The organism is Coleofasciculus sp. E1-EBD-02 (assembly GCF_040218245.1).
In the GTDB taxonomy this organism is placed as follows: domain Bacteria; phylum Cyanobacteriota; class Cyanobacteriia; order Cyanobacteriales; family Coleofasciculaceae; genus Coleofasciculus.
Map to the genome: position 1 here is coordinate 1 of NZ_JAVJQN010000079.1, position 23,757 is coordinate 23,757.

Sequence of the window (23,757 nt, forward strand, 5' to 3'; positions counted from 1 at the left end):
GAACCGACTCCTGTGCAAAGGAAAGCTTTAGATTTATTGGGCGTTAGCCTGATTTGTACCCAGTGAACCCGAAAGTCAAATCGCCCTAAGCCGGGATACGCATACAGTGTAGCTATTTGTCAAAGGGGAACTTCAGATTAAGGCATAAAATTAATGCCGTGTATTTTTTTGAGGCAAGTTTAGTATCCTAACCTTTGTGGCGGTTGCTATACACAGATGCTGTTACTTGAAAAGGTATGTTTTAGCCGTTTTTAGTGATATTTTTTAACCAGATTTGATGTAATTTCTTGTCCCCCCCTTTTTAAGGGGGGCTAGGGGGGATCTCTTATTAAGTAAAGGTTTCAGCCTTAAGTTTACACGGATAGGCATTGCCGTAGCCTAGCCTGTTTCTTATTGTCAAAAAACTGTATTCCACAGAACATAAGTAGTCGGACAAAAGAAAACGGTGCTGTATTAAGTGCAAGTAAATCATCCTCAAATCCTTACTGTTCCCTGTTCTCTGTTCCCTGTTCCCTAATCTCAACCGCAACGGGGAAACTACTTAGCCGTTCGGTTCGTGGAACCAATAACGCTGACCTGTAACCCCTCATATCGTGTCCGGTGGAATACTTACACTATCGGTGGAGACAAGGCAGAGGGCAGAAGGCAGAGGGCAGAAGGGAAGGAGGAAGGTTGCAAGGTACAAGGGAATAATGACTGTTTGGACGGACATGATATCAAAGGCGATCGGATCACAACCGTAAACAGTCATGGGATGCGTATCCTTAACATTCCGTAATTTTTCTTAAACTAAGAGATAGCATCCTATTTTCCGCTAACGACTATGCTGCTGCAATCCAACCAACGGACAAAACTAGACGATACCGACGATACCCTGTTTTACTCCTTCCCTCGCTTTGTCACCCATGTTGATGCTGGGTTTCTGGATCAACTCACTCAACTCTATAGAGAACGCCTGAAACCCCATACTCGCATCCTGGATATGATGAGTAGTCACGTATCCCACTTGCCCGATGACATGGAATTCGCCCATGTTGAGGGACATGGGATGAATGAACAGGAACTAGCACGCAATCCCCGCTTAAATCATTATTTTGTCCAGGATCTGAATAAAAATCCTCAGTTACCGTTGCCCGATCAAGAGTTTGATGCGGTTCTTAACTGTGTCTCGATTCAGTACCTCCAATACCCTGATGCCGTGTTTCAGGAGATTCACCGCATCCTCAAACCCGGTGGTATCGCCATTATCAGCTTTTCCAACCGCATGTTCTTCCAAAAAGCGATCGCGGCATGGCGAGACGGAACTGAAGCCAGTCGCGTGCAACTTGTCAAGCGTTATTTTCAGTCGATACCCGGATTTGCTACTCCCGAAGTGATTGCCCGTTCTTCTCCAGTTCCCAGTTTGTTCCAGATGCTAGGGGTTGGTGGGGGTGATCCTTTCTACGCCGTCATCGCCCAACGTCAAGACAACCAACAGGGAGTTTAACCAGGAGTTATCACCAATGATGCAACGTTTACGAGATTGGGGATTTACGCGGGAATGGCAGCAGGGTAAACGTGGCGAATACCTGGTGTTGCTACAGGCTATCCTAATTATTGGTTTCCTGTTGCTACCCGTTTACCGTCCCAGTAGTTGGGTGATTAACACTCCGCTTCTGTTTTATCTGCGCTGGGGTTTCCTCATCGGATTAGAGGTAACGGCATTAGTCTTTATTCTCAAAGGACTACAGGATTTAGGAGAGAATCTCACCCCTCTACCCTATCCCAAAGATGACGGACAACTGGTGCGATCGGGTGTTTACAGTCTGGTGCGCCATCCCCTCTACAGCAGTTTAGTGTTTGCTGGTTTGGGTTGGGCAATCTTTCAGCTAAGTCTTTCCCACCTGATAGCGACGGTGATCCTCTTGATTTTCTTGGATATCAAAGCTAGACGGGAAGAAACTTGGTTAACTCAGAAGTATCCGGAATACACCGACTATCAACAGCGAGTCAAAAAACTGATTCCTGGTTTATACTAAAGGGCTGTGTTATCACGGTCAAAGCCGACTTCCCATCCGGGCTAACGTTATTTGCAAGAGCGAGAGGAAAACACTTGACAGATGGGGGTTCCAGCTTATCAAGCTTGTTGGCTTTCATAATGAATACCTCAGCCAGTCATAAAATTGACCTATATGATGCAACAAAACTTGATGTTCAAGATACAATAGCCTGTGGTGTGAGTAAGTAAAAATAACTATTTAACGAATGCTAAATCGTTCATCTAGTGTAGTCTGTCCACCAAACCCGAATCGGGAAGCTGCAACCGAGAGCGATCGCGGGATGGTAACCAGCACGAGTGACCAACGCCTGATAAAATTAATGAAGTCGATTTACCAGGCTGATCAGCAAGTCAAGTATCTACATTTGCAAGCAGAAGTAGATTCACTATTGCAGCAGCTCCAAATCCTCCAAAAACAACGGTTGGCTGCGGCGCAATCCGACGCCAATAATTAAGGGGAACAGTAGTGTTTGGTTTGATTCATGCTGTTTTTGCACCCCAGAACTCATTCTTGGGGTGCTAAGTTTTGTCAACTCTGACGGATAAGCACAAGGAGATACCCTTCTATCTGCCAGTAATAGACGGCTGGGCAGGATTTTTTTTGCCTGACTATTCGCAATTCATCAACATCTCATGTATTAAATTCTTTCATGACTATATCGACAATCAAAGAACAAAATTCCCCTTACTCGATGACAAGGGTGACGACTACCTTACGGTTAAGAGACATTTTGCGAACGTTACCGCGTGAAGTGTTTGTGAAAAACCGTCGCAAAGCCTGGACAGTGGTTCTGGTGAGTATTGTAATGGTGAGTATAGGCTATGGGGGTTTAGCGATCGCGCCCTGGTTTTGTTTACCGCTATTATGGATTTTCACGGGTACAGCATTGACCGGCTTTTTTGTGATCGGTCATGATTGTGGTCATCGTTCCTTTGCCAATCGCCGTTGGGTGAATGATTTGGTGGGACACCTGGCATTTTTACCTTTACTTTATCCCTTTCATAGCTGGCGCATTCTCCATAACCACCATCATACCCACACGAATAAGCTTGGCGAAGATAATGCATGGCAACCTTTTACTATAGAGTATTATGCCAGCCACCCGATTGTAGTTAAGTTGTTTTACCAACTAACCCGAGGTCGATTGTGGTGGATTGGTTCGATGTTCCACTGGGCTTTACTGCATTTTAACTGGGGGAATTTCCAGGGGAAACAGCGTTCTCAAGTCAAGTTTTCCGCGTTGTTGGTTATCGGTTTTGCTGCTGTTGCATTTCCTTTACTCTTTGCCACAGTAGGTGTGTGGGGAGTGATCAAATTCTGGCTACTGCCCTGGATTGTGTACCATTTCTGGATGAGTACGTTTACCATTGTTCACCACACAGCACCCGATATTCCCTTTATCCCAGAACCGGAGTGGAATGAGGCGGAAGCTCAACTATTTGGTTCAGTTCACTGTGATTATCCCCGTTGGATAGAGTTTCTCTGCCACGATATTAATGTTCACATTCCCCATCACATTTCCAGTGCGATTCCGTCCTATAATTTGCGGTTAGCGCATCGGATTCTCAAGGAAAATTGGGGGGATGAATTGCGTGAATGCCGTTTTTCTTGGTCGTTGATGAAACAGATTACCGACCAATGTCACCTCTATAGTCAACAGGAGTGCTATCAGTCGTTTAAGGATTATCGAAAAGCCTTGGCTGGAGACAATTAATACCGAGTAAACTCTGAGATCCCCGACTTCTTGAAGAAGTCGGGGATCTGGTATTAAGTAGTAGGGTGGGCATTGCCCACCATCCTTAAGGAACGTGCCATTCGTATTAAGTTACAATATCAGCGATCGCGAGCCATCAGCAAGGTCGTCATGAGTCAACTGCAAGCCAAACTACCAACCGATACCTGGGTCAATGCAACTTGGGACGAATACCTTCAGGCAATCAGTGATCCAGCCTACGAAAAAGCGAAAGGCTATTATTACAACGGATGCATGAGGCTAGAGATGTCTCCACTTGGTAACCCCCATTCCCGCGACCATTTCATTGTTATTGCTGCGATTGCCCTCTTTGCCAGTATTCGAGACATTGACTTTGATGGTCATGATAACTGCACGTATCGTAAGACAGGCTGTGAGGAAGCCCAACCGGATGTCTCATTTTATGTCGGTGATAAAGCGGAAACAGTCCCTTGGGAAGCGACGATTATCAATCTCGATACCTACCCACCCCCGGATTTAGTCATTGAAGTTGCCTATTCTTCTTTAGCTGATGACAAAGGAGAAAAACGTCTCCTCTACGAATCCTTGGGAGTTCGGGAGTATTGGATTATTGATGTCAAAAATGTTCAGGTTATCGCCTTTGAGATTCAAAATGGCGGGAGTCGGCGAATTTACCAGTCTCAGGTGTTTCCTGGTTTAGAGATTGCTCTATTGGAAGAAGCCTTTCGGCGTAGTCGGCAAATGAATCATGGTAAAGTTAGCGCTTGGTTGTTGTCGCAGTTTCAAGCTTGAGTAAGCCCATGTTACCCGCCGCCAAGAACTCAAGTTCTTGGCTTATAGCTCAAGTCGGTTGAAACCGACTAATTTTTTTATCCAGTAAACCTTTTAGATTTTATATTTCTGTGTAAAGTCAATCAAGACATTGAAATAAGTTCAGCAATAATCTGTTGAGACATAAACTGCTTGAAATCTAAAATTTCAATTAACACTAACTTTTCATTATTTGAGTAGTGAAGAATTACTTGTCCTTCATCTTCTGCATAAGCAATATCATCATCGGATAGCTCAATCAGAAGGGCATCGACATCTTTACTGTATTTAGCTTTCTTCATAACGACTTCTTCTACCTGGATATAGTGTGATAACTACAATGAATGATTCGTATTCTCGGTAGACAATATTCAAGAAGTAAAGAAAATTGTACTTGGTCGTTCTATTATGTGGAAGTGAATGTGCGATCGCGCCGATGTAGATTGGGTTGACTCGCCGAAACCCAACAGAGCAAGTTACCCCAATTGCCACCCTGCAACCGCCACTAAATTTAAAAGCCGTCTAGGAAAAATTTCAGATAGCAAAAGCTGGGTATCAATCCAAGCCATGAATTTTTTGGAAATGTTACTCTAGGGTTACATAGCAATCGTTGAGGGACATAGCCGTGAGCCAAGTTGTCAAGCTAGAACTGAGTGATGAAGTATATGCAGCCTTGAAGCGACAAGCTGACAGTGTTGGTGTTTCTCTATCGGAGTGGATCGCGATCGCTCTGGAATTACAAAGTGGTTTACCCAGTCACCAGAACACTGACGTTGAGAACAAAGCCACACCTCAAGAGTTCTCCAACTCCAGCCATTCTGGAACGGCTGATGTATGTTATCTGACAGGATCTGATAATAGGGGCGTTGATGCTGATTTGGTTGGTTTATAGCCGAGATATCACCTCAGTAGTTGGACAAAATTAAAGTTTACGGTTGAGATAGGGGAACAGGGAACAGTAAGGAATTGAGCGTGTTTACAATCCTTAACTTCGTTAAAAAAGTTTATGTCGAGGTACTTATGTTTCAGCTTAAGTTCAGAAACCTAGTCTCGTTCCCATTTTTGATCAACTAACTGCGGCTTAATTTCTTAAGAAAGGCTATTCTTATAGAAAGAGAACTCAGGTAATCGCCTTCAGCAACCCTAACCTACTTCGTTGAGGTTAGGGATTGCCAGGGACAAGTCTGGCAACGTAAGAGCTGAATAGCGCCATTGAACCACCAACTGATACACACTTCCGGATGCTTCCCTAGTCCGGACTATATGTAAGCCTACTTGTCATAGGCGCTTGAAGAAAGGACATTTTGTTGGTGGCGGTCGAGGGGACTGATAACTTACACACTCTTTGGCTTATACCCATGATTCGTGTACCTGTTCTATCACCAGATGGTGAGCCATTAATGCCAGCCAAAGCCAGCCGTGTTCGACGGTGGTTAAAGGCTGGGAAAGCCAAGGTAGTACACAACGACTTAGGTATCTTTCAAGTCCAATTAGTTGAGGAACCATCGAGCAGAAACACTCAGGCTATTGTGACCGGGATCGACCCTGGTAAATTGTTTACGGGAATTGCTGTCCAGTCAAGGGGCGCTACCCTATTCCTTGCCCACCTCAATCTACCGTTTAAGACTGTGACCAAGCGGATGAGCCAAAGGGCAATGATGCGACGGGGAAGGCGAGGGCGACGGATTAACCGCAAACTTCCCTTTAGCCAACGCAACCACCGCCAAAACAGGTTCGATAACCGCAAAGGTCATAAGATACCCCCCAGCATCCGGGCTAATAAGCAGCTTGCCTTTCGGGTCGTGCAAGAGCTGGGCAAAATCTACCCATTCACCGATGTGGTAGTAGAGGTGGTTAAAGCCAGAGGGGACAAAGGGTTCGGCCCTACCATGGTCGGTCAATATTGGCAGATTGAGCAGCTACGCCAAGCGGGTTATACCGTCCACACTCAAGAGGGATGGCACACTTCAAACCTGAGAAAATACTTGGGTTTACCCAAAGCCAAGAATAAGGCTGAGGAGTCCCCCGCCGCCCATGCTGTTGATGGCATCTGCCTAGCCGCTTCCCAGTTCTTATGGTATCGCCAGATCAAGGGCAGAAGCGGCAGATGGTTAGGTGGAATAGCGGTAACACCTTGCCAGTTTGCGATAATTCGCCGTCCCCCAATTTGCCGCCGTCAACTACACCTAATGGTTCCCGGTAAGGGAGGGCTGCGGCGCGGCTATGGCGGAACAGTCACCCGTCACGGCTTAAGGAAGGGCGATTATGTCAAGGCTGAAAAAGCGGGTATCACCTCCTACGGTTATGTTTCCGGTGACACCAAAACCCAAGTTTCGGTGAGTGACGCTAACTGGAAACGGTTGGGACAGTTCACTGCCAAAAAAGTCCAATTGTTGCAGCGAAATACCGGACTGGTATCAACAGTTGGATTGTCAAACCTCACCACACTGAGCGAAGTCGAAGTGAGTGGCACGGTTTGACCTCTGTTCCTCCCCAACCTGATGGAAGCGCTACGCGCACGCTTTTCGATCGCTGAGGTTGGGGTCTCACGAGATAAAGCGATGAATAAGTTGCGATGGATCGTTGGTTTAGGTCTAGTTGCTCTGCTCGTCAGTAGCTGCACCCGTCAAAATAACCAAGTCAGTCAAACCCCACAACCTGAATCGTCTGTAGCTACAGCCCCGATACAACCTGAAGCTGAAACTGCTAACAATCAAAGCAAAACCCTAGTTCCTCCACCGCCAGCCGGACTGATTCCGTCGAGCCGATTGATTGAGATACCTGTTGCTAAAGCGCGTCAAGATCCGTTTAGTACGGTTAAGGTTGTACCGAATCAACAGTCTACTCCGACAAAGACAACTCAACCGACTCAGCCTCAACCAGCTAAAACGCAACCCTCCCAGCCAAAAGCGTCTGAAACTCCAGCCAAAACTCAACCTTCCCCAACTTCAGAACCTAAACGCCAACCCTCTCCGACTAAATCCTCTCCCACTCCCGCCGCGAACGAAAAATCACCTGAACCCCCAGCCCCTAAAACTCAAGAACCCAAGCCTCAACCGTCTCCAGCGCCTAGCGAGACAACCGTTATTGAGGAACCGCCCGCCCCTTCTACTGAACTGGCTGATGCGGTAAAAGTGAGTGGTGTGATGCAGCTTGAGGGACAATGGAATGCAATTGTCAAGGCGTCAGCGAACACAACCAGCCGCTATGTGCGGGCGGGGGATTCTTTGTTGAATGGCGCAGTAAAGGTTAAGCGTATTGAATTAGGTACAAATAAGGAACCGCTGGTGATTTTGGAACAAAATGGCGTTGAAGTGATTAAATATGTTGGTAGTGGCAATGGCTTGGTAGCCAGTGCCGATTAGAGCATCAGTTGAGTAAACGATAGGTTGGGTTTCGTTGCTGCAACCCAACCTACAACTTCCTACGGGAAAGAACGAAACATGGGCATAGAATCTGAGTTTTTGCTCCTCAGCTATTACCCAAATGCTTCGCTATTACATCATCTAAGTAGAGGATACAGGTAATTAGGCACCAGGCATCGTACCTGTAGAGCTGATACCAGCACCACCTTCGGCTTTGTGCTGCCATTGACCATGTTCACTCTGTTCGTAGCTGTTTTTAACCGAATTCCATGCCACTTGATGGGCTTGGTTATCGTTGAGTCCATCGCGAGATGCGCTATTAATAGTGAGACTAATTGACTGGAGTTTAGACTACGAAAAACTAACCCAGCTATAACCTGAAGCTGAGCAGGAAGGAAAATTACTAAGAAATTAGAGTTTAAGATGCTTTTTTCGAGGATTTTTTGTGTCGTACTTTACATCTATACCTTCTGCCTTCTGTTCGTTAGCAGGCACCGAGTCGGGTAAAAACAACGGAAATTGTTTTCCAAATAATCATTAAATCATACCCAGGATGCCATTGTTTCTGATAGTTTAAATCAAGAGCAACCACCGCATCAAAATCCTGTACCTGCGATCGCCCCTTGACTTGCCATTCGCCTGTGATCCCCGGTTTTACGTTTAATCGCTGCCAATGGTGGGGGTTGTAATGGATTACTTCATCGTGGGTAGGCGGACGAGTGCCAACTAAACTCATGTCTCCGATTAAAACGTTCCAAAATTGTGGAAATTCGTCTAAGCTAGTTCCGCGCAGAAAACGCCCCACACGGGTGATGCGGGGGTCATTGTCATTCTTAAACAGGTGTCCTTGGACTTGATTGGGAACTTGGGATTTTAGGGCATCCGCTTGGGAAATCATTGAGCGGAATTTCCAGATTTTGAAGGGTTTTCCATAAAGTCCGTGGCGGGTTTGACTATAGAAAATATCGCCGGGACTATCGAGTTTAATAGCAATGGCGATGGGGAGAAAAAGAACCCCGAAAATCAGAAGTCCGATTAGAGATCCTATAATATCGATGCAGCGTTTAGAAATGGAATAGGTTGAAGGATGAAGCGAAAAAATTAATGTCTGATTATTGAAGAGTGATGGCTGATGGATGTAGTCTTCATCGCAACGGTTGGGGTTAAGGGTAAATGCAGTCATTGGACTTGTTCCTTCAATTCAGATAACTTGAGAGGTAATAGTGATTGATGCGGTGTCAGAAATAAAGGTGATACTCCGGTTGGTCAAAAATTCTGAAGCTGTTCTTGGCGTTCTAATAGTTCTAGGTAAGAGATGGGAACGACTAGGGGCCACAGGATAGCGGCAAGAAGTAAAAACATGAGCGAGTGAAATTGGGCTTTGGGAGAGAGGTTTTCCTCACGTTGTAAAAAGCCTAGCCATCGTGTGAAGAAAAGCGGTAGCATGACTAGGTAAAAGAGGATTAATCCGATGAAAATGATGTTCCACATAAGTTTCCTGGATTGGTTGACAGTGAATTGACTTTCTAACTATTACTCTGGGTTCATTCCTCCCATTTACGCACATAGTCAGGATTTTGTAACAAACCTTTACAAAGTTAATCGCCAACTCTGTATTCAGTGGATCGCCAGCTTGGGCAATCCGGACAAAATTCAGGCAAAAATGTAGTAAAAAGTACAGAAAATTGGGTTTTATTCTGTAATGATTCGTCCCTCACCGTTCCTGTTTCCTTTTCTTTTCTTATCTATCGGGGTTGTGCTGCACAGGGGAGAGTCGGGCGAGATGGGCAAATATTCCGAGCGGGTTGATTGGCTGTCTGTTCCGTCTCATGCTGAAAATTAAACGGTGTGCTTGGACTGAAAATAGTTGGTGTTAGTTGCGGAATACGGACTGTATTGAGTCCAGCACTAACTACTTCAATTATAGCGATAGATAAGGTTTGAATCCGTCTTGAGGTTGCCATAAAACCTGCTCCCAAAGCTTGCTATTGACAGATGTAAAATGTTGAGCATTTAAGCAATGAGTGAAGTCGCGATACGTCTGGCGGACACGCTTCTCGAACGCACTCCTATCTGCCAATAGCTGTACCCTTTGCTGCGTCTGGATTTTACGCCGAGTAACGCTTGCGGAGATGATTGACGCCAATCATTAAGCCGAGGGCGGCTAAACCCAAGCCAGCAGAGGGTTCAGGGACGGATGTACAGTAACCGCGATCGCAAATCCCCTTGATTATTCGCCGTGGTGAAATCTTGATCGGTAAAATTGAAGAACAAATCCCCCCACCCAATGTTTCCATCATCAGCATTGGTTCCATCAACACCTGTTAACGGCATATTGGCATTAATCGCCACAAAAAGGCTATCCTCCGTTTCCTTCAGCGCTAAACTGTAAATTTCATAGGGATTACCATCCCCACCAACTTGCAATCCATCCACGCCATCATTAAATGAATCAATCGCATATTGCCATCCTGATTCATCAACGGGATTTTTGCCAACTTTGAGGGCAATACCATCGTTGACACATTCGGTAAATGTATCAACAGTAGTATCTTCATTGAGAGCAAACGTAGCAGCTTGAGCGGATTCGCCTGTGGCAAATAGCAAACCACATACGGTGGCGATAGGGATGATTGGAGCAGAAATAGAAAGTTTTGCGGTATAGTTCAACATTTTTTCTCCTTCAAGTTTTTAGCTTTTGTTGGTTATTTGTTTGTGCCTTTACCTATAAAGAACTCTAGCCAAGCTTCAATAGGTATAGATCCATGTTACTGACTGGTAGGCTGGTGGGTTTCGGCTTCGCTCAACCCACCCTACGGTATATCTGTCAAAAAAACGTTGGCAGGTGCGGGTTTAGTTACGTCTGGGTGCAACCGATAAGATAGTTGTAAAACCCGCCCCTACACCTGCTGTGCTTTCCGTCTACGCAGTAGTACAACACCTGAACCAAATGCGAACAAACTGAATACAGAAACGGGTTCAGGCACGTTCTGACTGTCTTCCTCTATGAGTGCGTGCATATCGAAACTCGCGGTATCCGTATCAAAGTCTAGTTTAATTGGGAACGCTGTGGGATTGGTGGGATCAACATTGAGTCCGGTAATCGTAAACTCAGAAACACCACCACCCAAAAGCGAGACAAAATCGATACTGTCTCCAGGTAGAAATTCACCCAGATTTGTATCTCCTACAGATACCGTGAAGGGATTTTCAAAGCCAACCGGGAAGTTTAAAATTGAGGTAAATAAAGAATCCCCGGTCATTTCGTAGCGGAAGCCATAGGCAGAGGGTGGGTCGTACCATTTTCCGCCAATAACGTCAATAAATCGGAACACTCCATCCAAGGTACTATCCGGAAGTAAAGGATTAAATTGGGAGTCAGCGATGTTATTGGCGCGGTAAATTCCTTCTGTCCCATCTTCCATTTTTGCCCAGAAGACAATCTCATTATCATCACTCAGGCTTTGCCGATCCATGGCTAAATCGACTACAGTGGAACCGAGTAAGGTATCGCCAATACCAATAACTTTATCCTCGACTGCATTACTACCTACAAAGATACCTTTGCCCTGGTTGCTAAAGACGCTAGACCCTTCAACGACCTGATTTCCCATAAAAGCGACGAGTCCTTTATTATTGATAGAACTGGTACCAATATTATAGAATGTATCGGGTGTTTCTAACTCATCATAATTGTTCCCGGTAATCAATTCACCATTAATGCCATTCGTTTTAAAAATGACTTGACCTGCACCATTATTGTGGGCAAAGGCTGAGACTTCTCCTTGGTCATTGATGTTGGCTTCCCGATATGAACCATTCCAAAAGTTAGTGGGATCGGAAACAATCAAATAGTTGCCATTCTCATCCCCTGTAAAGACACCGTAGTGACTCACAAAGCTAACCATTCCCTGATTATTAATGTCAGGTGCAAGAGGATCAAGCATACTACTGGAGAGAGGACATTGTTGCTCGGATGAGCCAGCACCTATACAGTTGGTAATTTGGATGGTTTTATTGCCGTCGCTGGTAAATATTTCTTGCGCTCCACTATCGAGATTGGCAAGAAAGGCAACCGTGCCATTATCGTTGAGAGATAATCCAGGGGCAAAGCTACTATAGGTTGCGCTTGTATGGGCAATTTGTTGAGTGTTACTGACACCATTACTGGTAAAGATGCCTTGTCCTCCAGAATCGACATCGGCAAAAAAAGCGACTGTGCCATCATTATTAAGGGATAGTCCCTGACCAAAACTGCTAAATATAGAGTAAGATTTGTTGTCAACAATGATTTCTGGGGCGCTGACACCCGTACCAACATAGATTCCTTGGTCTCCTGACTTGAGTTCGGCAAAAAAGACGACTTGACCATTATTGTTAATTGCCAGTCCTTTTCCGTTTTGATAGTTGGAGTCATTGGACAACTTATAGCCGCTATTTCCGCCTGCGGTACCGAGTCCTGATCCGAGGCTGGTAAAGGAACTGAATGAATCGCTAGTTTCTACTATTGGGCTAAAATTGAAGCTGAAGGCTGAGGCTTTACCACTGGTAAGTAGGCTGAGAGATAGTCCGACTACGGTAAGAGAAAGAATGGGTTTGAATTTCAGCATAATCGTACTCCTGAAAATTCTGAGAGAGTTGAGATAACTGGAAAATAGGTCTGATCGATCAGATGGTTGTATTTTGCTTATAAGTCTATTAAATCGGTTTATTTTGAATTTGAACCCACAGCTAGCTATCAGATAGAATTGTGAGGGTTTGTTTTAAACCTATCAAAAGGTATCACAAGCTATCAGAAGGTATCAATATTAGTGATGAATTCTTTGTTAATCGTTGCGCTGTCTTCGCTATAAACGTTTGCATTGCTGACTCAAGCCACCTTCATTTTCAGCGTTGGATTATAAGTGATATCCTAGTGGAATAGAGTCAGAGTGCGTTATGTTGTCTTTCGGTAACGCTGCGCGAATGCTAACACATGATGGCGGACTGACCCAGCTAAAATTGTGGAATAGATTGGACAATTAAATTGGGCGCACGCCGTGCGCCCCTACAATTTGGATGACTATTGAATACCTATAAATGTTTATGTCGTGGGATACATTTTTACAACAAATTGCAGATTATCAGGGTATATTTGATGCCGATGAGAGACGGGTGTTCTGTCTCCGCTTTGCGGAACGCAATTTGGCAGAACTTGATGCCAAAATTGCTGACAATTTACATATCAGTGAGGCGACGCTGCAACGACGAATGGGACGAATTTATGCGACATTTGCCCATTCTTGTCCGGCGCTGAATACGGAGAAAAAGGGGAAATTTAAGCGCTTGCGAGACTGGTTAAAGCGGGAGTATGTGCGATATCAACAGCATGGAGAACAACTGAGGAATCCAGAGACAGATTCCCGTGCGATCGCGTCTCCTCTTTGCCAAGATAGTTATATTGAACCGGGGATTCTGCCTACCTGTTACCGGGAAATCCTGAAGCCGGGATGTTTGCTGCGGATTAAAGCGCCGTGGAAGATGGGGAAAACCGAGTTGATGTCACGGGTGTTGAATTATGCGGCGGATCAGGGTTATCGCGCAGTGAGTTTGAATCTGCGGGATGCAACGGCGACGGATTTTCAAGATTTGAATCGATTTCTGCAATGGTTCTGTACCAGTGTGACGCTGAGTCTGAACCAAGACTCATTGTCAGATAATCCAGTGGCTGAACATTGGCAGCGGAGTATTGGCAATAGTAAGAATAAGTGTAAGACGTATTTTGAAAAGCATCTGTTACCGGGAGACAGTTGTCTGGTTTTGGGGTTAGATGAAGTGGATCGAATTTTTCCCTATTCAGAAATCGCGGGAGAGTTTTTAGGGATGCTGCGAACGCGACATGAGGATGCGAAAACGCGCCCAATTTGGGGGAAATTGCGCCAGGTTTTAGTATATACGGAAGATTATCGCGAACTGGATATTAATCAGTCGCCATTTAATACGGGACTTCCGATCACGTTACCGGAATTGAGTCGGGAACAGGTGCAAAAGTTGGCGCAACACTATGGATTGGATTGGCAAGGGGATCAGGTGAATCGGTTAATGGCGATGGTGGGGGGACAGCCTTATTTGGTGCAAGAGGCGATTAAGCAAATTGGGCAAAAGTTGGTCACATTGGAGGAGGTGTTGGTAATGGCGGCGACTCCTAGGGGAATTTATCGGGATTATTTGCTGATGTATGAACAAAAGTTACATCAATTACCGGAGTTAGTGGCGGTTTTTAATCAGGTTGTTGGTGTTAATCATCCGGTAAGATTGAATCCAGAGGTGGCGGATGTTTTGGAGAATTTGGGGTTGGTTCGATGGGAAGGGGATGGCGTTAGTCCTCGTTATGAGTTATTTCGTCAGTATTTTGAGAGTCGGATTGAATCGGGGGGTTAGGGATTGTTTGATTGGATTCTGTGGGGAGAGAGGTTGTGGTTTTTTAACGCAGAGGAACGCAGAGGTTTACGCAGAGGAACGCAGAGGGGTTGAGTGGATGGGTTGCCAAGTTTTAGGGGGGTGGAGATGGGCTTGGGTTCGATAGTTAGGATTAGATGACATAAGACATAAGACAAATGATAGACAACCAATTTATCGGTGTAATCAGTGCAACTAACCTCTCACCTCCCTACCCCAATCTCTCCAATAAATCCGTGAAATCAGTGTTTTGACAAATGACAAATGACGACTATCAAGTAGGTGGCGCTTTACCCCTGGAGGCGACGAATTATGTGGTTCGGGCGGCGGATCAAGAACTTTATCTGGGATTGAAGGGGATGCGGTTTTGTTATGTGCTGAATTCTCGGCAGATGGGTAAGTCGAGTTTGTTGGTGCGGACGATGAAACGCCTGCAAGATCAGGGGTTCGCTTGTGTGGAAATGGAAATGCGGGATATCTGTAGTTTTCAAATTAATCAGGAGGAGTTTTATGGCACAATGGTGAGTCATTTGGTGAGTGGGTTTGAGTTGGATCTAGATGAGGCGGAATGGTGGTATCGGTATGAGTATTTATCTCCCTTTGATCGGTTCAGTAAGTTCGTGGATGAGGAGGTTTTGGGAAGGGTTGCGGGTAAGATTGTTATTTTTATTGATGAAATCGATAGTATTCTGAATTTAGACTTTAAAGATGATCTGTTTGGCTTTATCCGCACTTGTTATAATAAACGGGCAAGTCAGCCGAAATACCAGCGTTTAACCTTTGCGTTGTTGGGAGTGGCGACGCCATCGGATTTGATTGCGGATAATCAGCGCACGCCGTTTAATATTGATAGTTTGGCGATTGAGTTAAAGGGGTTTACGCGGGAAGAGGCTAAACCTTTAGTTGGGGGATTACAGGGAAAGGTTCGTCATCCTGATGCGGTACTTCAAGCTATATTAAATTGGACAGGAGGACAACCGTTTCTGACGCAAAAGGTATGTCGGTTAGTGTGTCAGGCGGTAGGAGAACAAAGGGAACAAATGCTTCCCTACACCCCACACCCTACACCCCATACCCTACCTACTGGTTTGGTGGATCAGGTGGTACGATCGCACATTCTCGATAACTGGCTGTCTCAGGATAATCCTGAACATCTGCGGACGATTCGCGATCGCGTCTTGTCTGGACATCAAGATAGTCAACCGTTATTAATGCTGTATCACCGGATACTAAAACGGAAAAAAGTTCCGGCTGATGAGAATTATTTGCAGCAGCAATTACAGTTATCGGGGTTAGTGGTGAAGCGGGGGGGACAGTTACAGGTAGCGAATCGGATTTACGCCTCTGTTTTTGATCGCCATTGGGTGAATCAACAGCTTCAGCCGATTCCCTCTCCCTCGCCATCCCTTCCCCGGTGGCGGGTAATCGCCGCGACGGTAGGGGTAACGGTATTAGTGATGGGAATGCGATCGCTTGGCGTATGGCAATCTTGGGAATTCCAAACGTTTGATTGGTTTGGGCGATCGCGTCAGTCGGAGGAACCGGATCAACGGTTGTTGCTGGTACAGATTACTCGCCAGGATATCGCCAACTTAGGCAACGAATATCCACTGCATGATCGCACAATGCGGCAATTATTACAAGCCTTAGACCAATATCAGCCCCAACTTATCGGTTTAGATATCTATCGTGACCGACCTGAAGGCAAAGGTCAAGCAGAATTAATTGAGTATCTCAAAACGCGCGATCGCGTGATTCCGATTTGTACCCATCCCAATCAGAATGATCCCGAAGGTATCTCACCACCACCAGAAATTCCCGACAAGCGTTTAGGATTCAGTGATGTAATTACCGATTCCGATAGCATTGTTCGCCGTCATCTTTTAGCGATGAATCCGCCTCAACCTTCCAACTGTTCCGCCTACTATGCGTTTAGTTCCCAAATCGCCCTGCGTTATTTACAGAATCAGGACTTTTCTGTTGACTTTCCCACCGCCAAACAATGGCAAATTGGCGGAATTCGCTTCAATATTCTGAATAGTCACCCTGGATTTTATACCACCTCCCAAGTCAAAGGACACCAAATTCTGCTTAACTATCGCCGCAGCCAGGAAATTGCCCCAACTGTCACCCTAACTCAGGTACTCAATCATCAAGTGAATACCGGCTTAATTAAAGACAAAATCATATTAATTGGCGTTACCGATCCCAGCGTCAAGGATTACTTTAAAACACCAGACAATCAAGAGATTCGCGGCTTACACCTTCACGCCCATAAAATCAGTCAACTGATTAGCGCTGTTACAAACAAACGTCCCCTACTTCAATTTCCCCCCTGGTGGATAGAAAGTCTTTGGATTGGAACTTGGGCGTTATCAGCCGGACTAATTAACTGGCATATTTCCCGCTTAATCTATCGAGGAATCGCCAGTGGAATTATCCTGATTAGCATTGGAGGAGTTAGCTTTATTATTTTTATCACCCTTCATATTTACCTTCCCCTAACTCCCTCTATTTTTGCCCATCTAATCACCAACCTATGCACAGTTAAACACCAAACCCATGAAAATCAACCCAACCCCAACCCAAATCCATAGAACATCAACTACGCCTACCCCTCTGCGCCCTCTGCGTTAACCTCTGCGCCCCTCTGCGTTAAAAAAACATCCAACCACCCAACCTCAAACCCATGAAAATCAACCCAACCCCAACCCAAATCCATAGAACATCAACTACGCCTACCCCTCTGCGCCCTCTGCGTTAACCTCTGCGCCCCTCTGCGTTAAAAAAACACCCAACCACCCAACCCCAAACCCGGAGAAAAAAACAATGACTTTCCCAAACCTTCCACTCATTCTTTCCTTAATTCTCATCACCTCCACCCCAACCAATCAAACCCAACCTACTACCAATAATCCACCCAAACCCCCAGACAGTGAACCCGCCGAAGAACGAAATCCCGGTGGAACTCGGGGTTCCTGTGAGAAAACCGATCAACCCTTTACCCCCTTATTACCCCTGACTAATAGCGAATTTTCAGGCTACACGCTTAGCGGATATCCTACCCTTTGGTTCTACATTCCCTATCAAACAAGTAGCCTCCATTCCGGTAAATTTACCCTAGAAGACGAACAACAAAATACCATCTACCGACAGGAATTTTCTCTACCCCAAACCCCCGGTTTAATTCAGATTAGTTTACCCAAAACCGCGCCCCCCTTAGCCCAAAATCAACGCTACACCTGGAAACTCATGCTCTATTGTACATCCTCCGGATCATCCATGCGCGATCGCGTTTGGCATCAGGGATGGGTAAAACGGTTAGATAACCAAGACTTAGAGACGCAGATACAGCAAGCGCCTTTATCCCAGCAGATTGACCTATTAATTGAACATAATCTTTGGTATGATCTGCCCCAGGATATCTCCCAGCTTCGTACCCTCCCCTCAACCTGGGAAACCCTATTAAAATCAATGGGTTTAGAGGATTTACCACAAAGTGCGATCGCGGGTGACGTTGAAGCGATAGATGATTAATTGATCATTTGTCATTTGTCATTTGTCCTTTGTCCTTTGTTTAATTGTAGGGTGGGTTAGGCGGTACTAAATTCTGCCAATAACCGTTTAATCCTCTATCCGCCGTAACCCACCAATCCTTAACATTGAGATCCCCCTAAATCCCCCTTAAAAAGGGGGACTTTGAGAAAGTGGTTCATTTGTCACCCGGAGTTATGGGAGGGTGGGTTAGGCGGTACGAAATTCTGCCAATAACCGTGTAATAATCTATCAGCCGTAACCCACCAATCCTTAACATTGAGATCCCACTAAATCCCCCTTAAAAAGGCGGACTTTGAGAAAGTGGTTCATTTGTCACCCGTAGTTATTGTAGGGTGGGTTAGGCGGTACTAAATTCTGCCAATAACCGTTTAATAATCTATCCGCCGTAACCCACCAATCCTTAACATTGAGATCCCCCTAAATCCCCCTTAAAAAGGGGGACTTTGAGAAAGTGGGGAGGGCGGGTTTTGTTGTTCCGTTAGTGGTAGATATCTGAATTGATTCCCTAAACCCGCCCCTACAATTGTGACTAAACCCACCCCTACGGTTTGATATTATTTAATTGTTTATCTGTTTGTTAACCCGGCTGAATAATTATGAAATTGTTCCCCTTCTCCCTTGATGGGAGAAGGGGTTAGGGGATGAGGGTGATTCCCTACACCCGCCCCTACCGTTAGATATTATCTCATCATCCATCTACCACGGACTCCCAATAATCGTAAATCCTGCCCAATAATAAGGATGGGATAACCGTTGATTTGCCCGACTTCCCAATCCAGGAAGTGTAACATCTAACCCTTCAATTCCCGTTAATTTCCCTCCTTCAAAATACACCTGTTCCCGTAACATCGCCAGTTGCGCTTGACGCAAAGCTTCCGCTTTAATCGTGATATCCGGTAGGCGTAATTGGGCATAGAATCCACTCATTAAACTCAGCGTCGCTTCATCGCCTACATACCACAGACTAGCTACCGCCGACTTGACGCCAGTTTGTACCGCTAACCCGGCAAATCCTAATTCAGCGTCAATATTTCCCAGGGCGGTTTGACAGGCTGAGAGGACTAATAATTCGATAGGCGGGGGTAAATACCATTCCAGTTGGCGCACTTGATTGAGTCTCAGGTTTGTATCCCACAGTTGAATATAGGAATTACTCGGATTACCATCATTAAATTCAGCATGGGTGGCGAGATGGATAATCTCAAAAGGTTGGCGGCGACTCTCGGTTTTCAGGTTACTGAGGGTAAATTCTTCGTTGAGGAAGGATTCCCCTGTCCACAACGTTTGAGTGATAATCTTTAATTCGGTATCTACTGTGGGTAATTCCCTTAAATCGGCAAATTCAGTCGCGCCCATGGCGAGAATTTGGGCATCTTTAACGGGTTGATAACGGGTGTTGGTGAGGCTAACACTGGGAATGGAACCGATACTGTAGTTTTCAATCAGAAATTGCTTGCCATCGTGTAAGGCTGCCATAGGAAGTTGACGTAATCCCCCATCCATACAGAAGATAAGCGTATCAATATCTAAGGCATTTAAGTCGGATTCTAGGGGGGCAATTAACCATTGATAAAGCTGTTGGGCGGCGGGGAGGTAGCCACGGGATTCGGTAATATCCGTAACCCTCTTCTGAAATTCCTCGACGGTACTGTTTAGGGTAGTAATAGTAGCGGCAGGAACCAGTTTACGGATATAATTGTCTTCCGGTAAAACTAATACCAGTTCCAATCCTTCTGGCAGATGACGGGCATAGATGACAACCGCACGTTTTCCGGTTTGCTGTTCGATGGTTTTCAGGGTTTCCCGTAAGCTTTCGGCGGTGACGTTGGCATTGGTTAAGTTTTCGCCAAAGTAGTCTTCAAATTCATCTTCAAAGAGTTGGTCGATTTCAGCAATGATGTCATCTTGTTGGTTGACTTGTAGTGGAGTTAGGGGGGGGTTAACGTTGAGGTTGATAGGTTGTTCGCCAGGAAATCTCCAGCTAATATTATAGTTTCCGGTTTCTGGGTCTTGGTTAATCGTAGTATCGGCGTCTAACGTATCCCCAACCCGAAGGGCTAATGACTCAATGGGATTTTGATCTAAGTTTAGCTTAGGTGTTGGTTCTGGCACAGGAATGGGCGTTGGTGGTAGAGGTACAGCGCCCAGAATCGATATAATTTGAATTCGGTTTCTATCCCGTTTGTGGGTAAAGTAATAATCTCTAGTGGGTTCAATTGTCTGTATCCCCGCGTCATCGCCTCTGGTAATCGCGCCTGCTGTGCCATTGATATCAGGATTACCGACAATAAAGGGAATCTCACCGTCTCCGCCGTGACGAATAATAATGGTTCCACCGTTGTCACTCCCAGCGACAGAAATACTGGCGTTGATGTTATTTTGGTCGATGAAGGAGTCGGTGGCTTGGAAATAACTGGGGGTGGTAATATCGACATCTCCGCCACTGCCATCACCCAGACTTTGGGCGTTAATCTGGCTGACTTGAATATTACCACGGGCGTTGAGGGTAATATCACCGCCATCATTAAGATTAGAGGAATCAAGAATACCTGTTTCAATTTGTCCGCTATTGCTGGTAAGGGAAATACCTGCGGGTGAGGTTAAATCTCCGGTTTTGATTTGTCCACGGGTACTGGTAAAGGAAATGGCTGTGGGTAAGGTGAGATTATCGGTAATAATGTTATTGATAGCTGTGATGTTGACCCCGATTGGGTTATCAGTAATATTGCCTTGAACGATTAAATTGTTGAGAGGGGTTGAGCCACCGATAATATCGTTAAATTCAATAATACCGTTTTCCGTTTCGAGAGTCAGGTTTTGAGTTCCATCAATGGTGTCGTGGAAGGTAATATCACCAGTACCGGATAGGGTGATAGAAATATCGTCAGCGAGGATAACTGAACCGTTGAAGATTAGGCTATTTTGATTGGTGGTGATATCGCCACTGAGAGTAATCGTGTTTGGTGCGGTAAGTTGGATTTCTCCGCCTTGGTTTGTTTGAGAAATCGCATCAATTTGAGCAGAGGTAATGCTATCGGCGGCGTCAAGGATGATATCACCACCTGTTCCCAAACCCGAAGAGGTAATGAGTGCGCCTTGGCTGGTATCGATATTGCCATTTTCGCTAGTAATGCTGATGTTGCCACTATTGCCACTAAAGCCACTCAAGAATGAGGTGATTTCACCTGTGGAAATATCGCGGGGTGCAAAAAGAGTTATATTACCGCCATTTTCACCACCTGCGGCATTTAAAATACCTGCTGCGGTATCAATCGTTCCGCCGCTGGTAAGTATGATATCGCCCCCATTGGCACTACCAGACGTATCAATACCAGCCGTAAAAATGTCGCCTGGGGCATCTAATTCTATCGTGCCTCCATTACCGTTATTTGTGCTACTTGAGTCTAGATTACCTGCGGTAGTATCAATTATTCCACCGTTTTTAATAGTAATTGTTCCTCCCATACCTGATTCAGAACTGGATGTAATATCAGCCGTGAATATATCGCCAGCAGCATCCAGAATTACGGAACCACCATTGCCATTTTCAGTGTTAGAATCTAGACTATCTGCGGTGGTGTTAATATTAGCATTTGTGCTTGTAATACTGATATTGCCGCCACCTAATTTTCCGTCTGTACGAATTCTACCTGTAGTAATATTACCTCGAGAACGAATGCTAACACTGCCACCAATAGCCCCTGACGTTGCGGTTGATATATCACCAATTCTAATAACATCAAAAGCCTGCAATGTTATAGAACCAGTTTGCCCACTTCCCCGGTTGGAGCCAACTATGCCAGTTTCACTAATAATGCTTCCTTGTTCACTAATCACGGTAATATCGCCAGCATTGCCTGTTTCGCTATCTGAAAAAGCTTGTACAAACGTATCTGAACTCATAATATTAATGTCATTAATTGCCTCAATAGTAACATGACCAGCATTATTATTATTAGAGAAACTTCTTAGGCTTCTCGTAATAGTTATACCGCCTCCTGCGTTCAAAGTAATGTCACCACCTCTACCATTAGGGGATGTATCTATAGCTGAAAGCCCATCTGTGAAAATATCACCTCCAGCATCCAAATTAATGGAACCAGCATCCTGACTAAACTCATCTGTTTTTAGACGTCCTGTGTGAATATTACCTGTGGCATTTAAAATTACGATAACACCATTACCATCTGGTTCTGGACGATTAAGATCACCTATCTTAATACTTCCTGATGGTAGCGATGATAGACTTCCGGATAAATCAAAATTTGTTCCTCCTGCTGAAATTGGAACATTTTCAGAATAAAGTAAATCATCTAAACCTGCTCTTAAAATTAGCGCAGGTTTTCCTATTAAAATTGGAATGTCCGGATCATTGTTGTTAATATTAGGATCTAGCCCTGTATCTGAACCATTAATTATGATATCGTCTCCACTAATACTCCCGGTTGCCTCTATCTTTAGGGATACCCCAGTATAATTCCCAAATACAACATCCCCATTAGCGCTAATAATCGGATCATACAAACTGATAAAATTACCTGGTTCCCCTGATAAATTCAACATCGCCAGACTTCCGCCACTGGCAAAGTGAGCATCGCCGGAAATAATTCCATTACTAACTAAACTGAGATTTCCGCCACTGACAAACGGTGTTTGGAGATGATTCAGCGCCCAAATGTCAATCCCTTGATTCCCCTGAATATACAAATTACCACCCGCCTGGGCGATAAACGGATGCGCCAGATTATCCCGCGCAATAACCATACTCCCAGCTAAAAGAGTTAAATCTCCTGTTGTTACCAAAGAGGGCGCACGTCGGTGCGCCCCTACGGGAACTAACATTAAATTGTTAGACGCCGATAATGTTGCGGTTTGGGCTGTTATACTGTTAGCGATCGCGTCTCCATTTCCGACGCTGAATTCTGTATCGTTTACCTGTACCGTTTCCTCTGGAACTGTTAACCCTGTCTCCCCTGTTTCATCACTTCCCGTCAACAATGTCGCCAAATCCAATGGCGCAACCGGAAGCAACATCCCCTCACTATCCCGTGGCGGTGCTATTTCCAAACTCAATAACTGTCCCGGTTGACTAATCCTGACCAAACTTTCCCCCGGAACCGCCGCAACTGTAATATTTCCTCCCGGTGCAGCCAATTCCCCAGTGCTGATAACAGTACCCCCCAGTAAGGTTAAATTATGCCCCTCTGTTACCGCCAAATTCCCCGCATTAATCACACTTCCCGGTTGCGCTAAATCAAAGGCAAAACCACTGGGATTTCCGACTAAATCCTGATACTCATTTCCATCAAACGCATTAAACCAATTCCCCTCACCAAAACCAATCCCTGTGGCTGTTGTCGCGGTAAAATCTGCCGGGACATTCAATTGAGCATTTGCGCCAAACACAATCCCCGCCGGATTCATCAGAAATAAATTAGAATTGCCCCCGCTTACCTGAATCAACCCGTTAATAATCGAAGCGTCACCGCCAACCACCCGCCCGAAAATATTCCTAATCTCAGGATTCGATAAAAAGTTAGCAATTTGACCCGAATCTAATCCAAACTCCTCAAAACTATGAAATAAATTCGCGTCATCCCTTGACAAACGACCCCCCGTAATATCCAGTTGATTCCCATTCGGCGTCACCACCGTTCCCGTCTCATCAACCGCAGGAGTAATCGGTTGTGCATTCAGGGATGCTGGGGATAAAATAACCCCAGTGCCAAAGATTGCCCCCACCAGAGAAGAAGACGCGATCGCACGCCAACGCCCTAGACTCCGCCATTCCCTACCCGACTTGGTTTGAGGTATGTTTCCCATTGCACCCACC

Annotated in this window: 20 protein-coding genes; 11 read left to right on the forward strand and 9 right to left on the reverse strand. The window is 45.3% G+C overall.

The annotated features are described in order from the left end of the window. Window positions 1-823 precede the first annotated feature (823 nt). From RIC07_RS13055 to RIC07_RS13075, 5 genes are all read left to right on the forward strand, one after another. Window positions 824-1,486 carry a class I SAM-dependent methyltransferase gene (locus tag RIC07_RS13055; protein WP_446394915.1) on the forward strand — a complete coding sequence of 221 codons (663 nt, stop codon included), beginning with the start codon at window positions 824-826 and terminating at the stop codon, window positions 1,484-1,486. A gap of 16 nt (window positions 1,487-1,502) precedes the next feature. Then, complete coding sequence (locus RIC07_RS13060) at window positions 1,503-2,018, forward strand: methyltransferase family protein (protein ID WP_446394916.1); 516 nt, start codon at window positions 1,503-1,505, stop codon at window positions 2,016-2,018. Window positions 2,019-2,244: 226 nt separating this feature from the next. Then, window positions 2,245-2,493, forward strand: coding sequence for a hypothetical protein (locus RIC07_RS13065; protein ID WP_446380674.1), 249 nt, complete (start codon window positions 2,245-2,247; stop codon window positions 2,491-2,493). A gap of 195 nt (window positions 2,494-2,688) precedes the next feature. Continuing rightward, window positions 2,689-3,753: a fatty acid desaturase gene (locus RIC07_RS13070; protein WP_446394917.1), complete on the forward strand. Its 1,065-nt coding sequence runs from the start codon at window positions 2,689-2,691 to the stop codon at window positions 3,751-3,753. Window positions 3,754-3,903: 150 nt separating this feature from the next. Continuing rightward, window positions 3,904-4,545: a Uma2 family endonuclease gene (locus RIC07_RS13075; protein WP_446394950.1), complete on the forward strand. Its 642-nt coding sequence runs from the start codon at window positions 3,904-3,906 to the stop codon at window positions 4,543-4,545. 122 nt (window positions 4,546-4,667) lie between these two features. Here the strand turns inward: RIC07_RS13075 and RIC07_RS13080 are convergent, their stop codons facing one another. Continuing rightward, complete coding sequence (locus RIC07_RS13080; protein ID WP_446394918.1) at window positions 4,668-4,865, reverse strand: DUF2283 domain-containing protein; 198 nt, start codon at window positions 4,863-4,865, stop codon at window positions 4,668-4,670. A gap of 323 nt (window positions 4,866-5,188) precedes the next feature. On the opposite strand from RIC07_RS13080, the gene RIC07_RS13085 reads away from it, so the two are divergent. The 3 genes from RIC07_RS13085 to RIC07_RS13095 all read left to right on the forward strand — a co-directional run bounded on the left by RIC07_RS13085 (window position 5,189) and on the right by RIC07_RS13095 (window position 7,928). Then, window positions 5,189-5,455, forward strand: a complete 267-nt coding sequence (locus RIC07_RS13085; RefSeq protein ID WP_446394919.1) for a hypothetical protein — start codon at window positions 5,189-5,191, stop codon at window positions 5,453-5,455. A gap of 466 nt (window positions 5,456-5,921) precedes the next feature. After that, window positions 5,922-7,043: an RRXRR domain-containing protein gene (locus RIC07_RS13090; RefSeq protein ID WP_446394920.1), complete on the forward strand. Its 1,122-nt coding sequence runs from the start codon at window positions 5,922-5,924 to the stop codon at window positions 7,041-7,043. Window positions 7,044-7,124: 81 nt separating this feature from the next. Further along, on the forward strand, window positions 7,125-7,928 hold the full coding sequence (locus tag RIC07_RS13095) for a hypothetical protein (RefSeq protein ID WP_446394921.1): 804 nt from the start codon (window positions 7,125-7,127) through the stop codon (window positions 7,926-7,928). Between the two features lie 162 nt (window positions 7,929-8,090). Here RIC07_RS13095 and RIC07_RS13100 read toward each other — a convergent pair whose 3' ends face one another. From RIC07_RS13100 to RIC07_RS13130, 7 genes are all read right to left on the reverse strand, one after another. Continuing rightward, window positions 8,091-8,264, reverse strand: coding sequence for a ChaB family protein (locus tag RIC07_RS13100; protein ID WP_446394951.1), 174 nt, complete (start codon window positions 8,262-8,264; stop codon window positions 8,091-8,093). Window positions 8,265-8,412: 148 nt separating this feature from the next. Next, a complete protein-coding gene (locus RIC07_RS13105) occupies window positions 8,413-9,111 on the reverse strand; it encodes a sugar transferase (RefSeq protein WP_446394922.1) in 699 nt (232 codons plus the stop codon). Between the two features lie 83 nt (window positions 9,112-9,194). Continuing rightward, entirely contained in the window at window positions 9,195-9,419 is a 225-nt protein-coding gene (locus tag RIC07_RS13110; protein ID WP_446365699.1) for a hypothetical protein, read from the reverse strand. A gap of 254 nt (window positions 9,420-9,673) precedes the next feature. Beyond that, window positions 9,674-9,892: a hypothetical protein gene (locus RIC07_RS13115; protein ID WP_446379432.1), complete on the reverse strand. Its 219-nt coding sequence runs from the start codon at window positions 9,890-9,892 to the stop codon at window positions 9,674-9,676. Between the two features lie 144 nt (window positions 9,893-10,036). After that, entirely contained in the window at window positions 10,037-10,102 is a 66-nt protein-coding gene (locus tag RIC07_RS13120) for a hypothetical protein (RefSeq protein ID WP_446394952.1), read from the reverse strand. Window positions 10,103-10,115: 13 nt separating this feature from the next. Beyond that, on the reverse strand, window positions 10,116-10,601 hold the full coding sequence (locus RIC07_RS13125) for an XDD3 family exosortase-dependent surface protein (RefSeq protein ID WP_446394923.1): 486 nt from the start codon (window positions 10,599-10,601) through the stop codon (window positions 10,116-10,118). A gap of 227 nt (window positions 10,602-10,828) precedes the next feature. Further along, window positions 10,829-12,538 carry a DUF7453 family protein gene (locus RIC07_RS13130; RefSeq protein WP_446394924.1) on the reverse strand — a complete coding sequence of 570 codons (1,710 nt, stop codon included), beginning with the start codon at window positions 12,536-12,538 and terminating at the stop codon, window positions 10,829-10,831. 469 nt (window positions 12,539-13,007) lie between these two features. On the opposite strand from RIC07_RS13130, the gene RIC07_RS13135 reads away from it, so the two are divergent. The 3 genes from RIC07_RS13135 to RIC07_RS13145 all read left to right on the forward strand — a co-directional run bounded on the left by RIC07_RS13135 (window position 13,008) and on the right by RIC07_RS13145 (window position 17,903). Next, window positions 13,008-14,348, forward strand: coding sequence for an AAA-like domain-containing protein (locus tag RIC07_RS13135; RefSeq protein ID WP_446394925.1), 1,341 nt, complete (start codon window positions 13,008-13,010; stop codon window positions 14,346-14,348). A gap of 275 nt (window positions 14,349-14,623) precedes the next feature. Then, a complete protein-coding gene (locus RIC07_RS13140) occupies window positions 14,624-16,963 on the forward strand; it encodes a CHASE2 domain-containing protein (protein ID WP_446394926.1) in 2,340 nt (779 codons plus the stop codon). A gap of 232 nt (window positions 16,964-17,195) precedes the next feature. Continuing rightward, window positions 17,196-17,903, forward strand: coding sequence for a DUF928 domain-containing protein (locus RIC07_RS13145; protein ID WP_446394927.1), 708 nt, complete (start codon window positions 17,196-17,198; stop codon window positions 17,901-17,903). Between the two features lie 717 nt (window positions 17,904-18,620). Here RIC07_RS13145 and RIC07_RS13150 read toward each other — a convergent pair. Continuing rightward, window positions 18,621-23,747: a CHAT domain-containing protein gene (locus RIC07_RS13150; protein WP_446394928.1), complete on the reverse strand. Its 5,127-nt coding sequence runs from the start codon at window positions 23,745-23,747 to the stop codon at window positions 18,621-18,623. Window positions 23,748-23,757 lie beyond the last annotated feature (10 nt).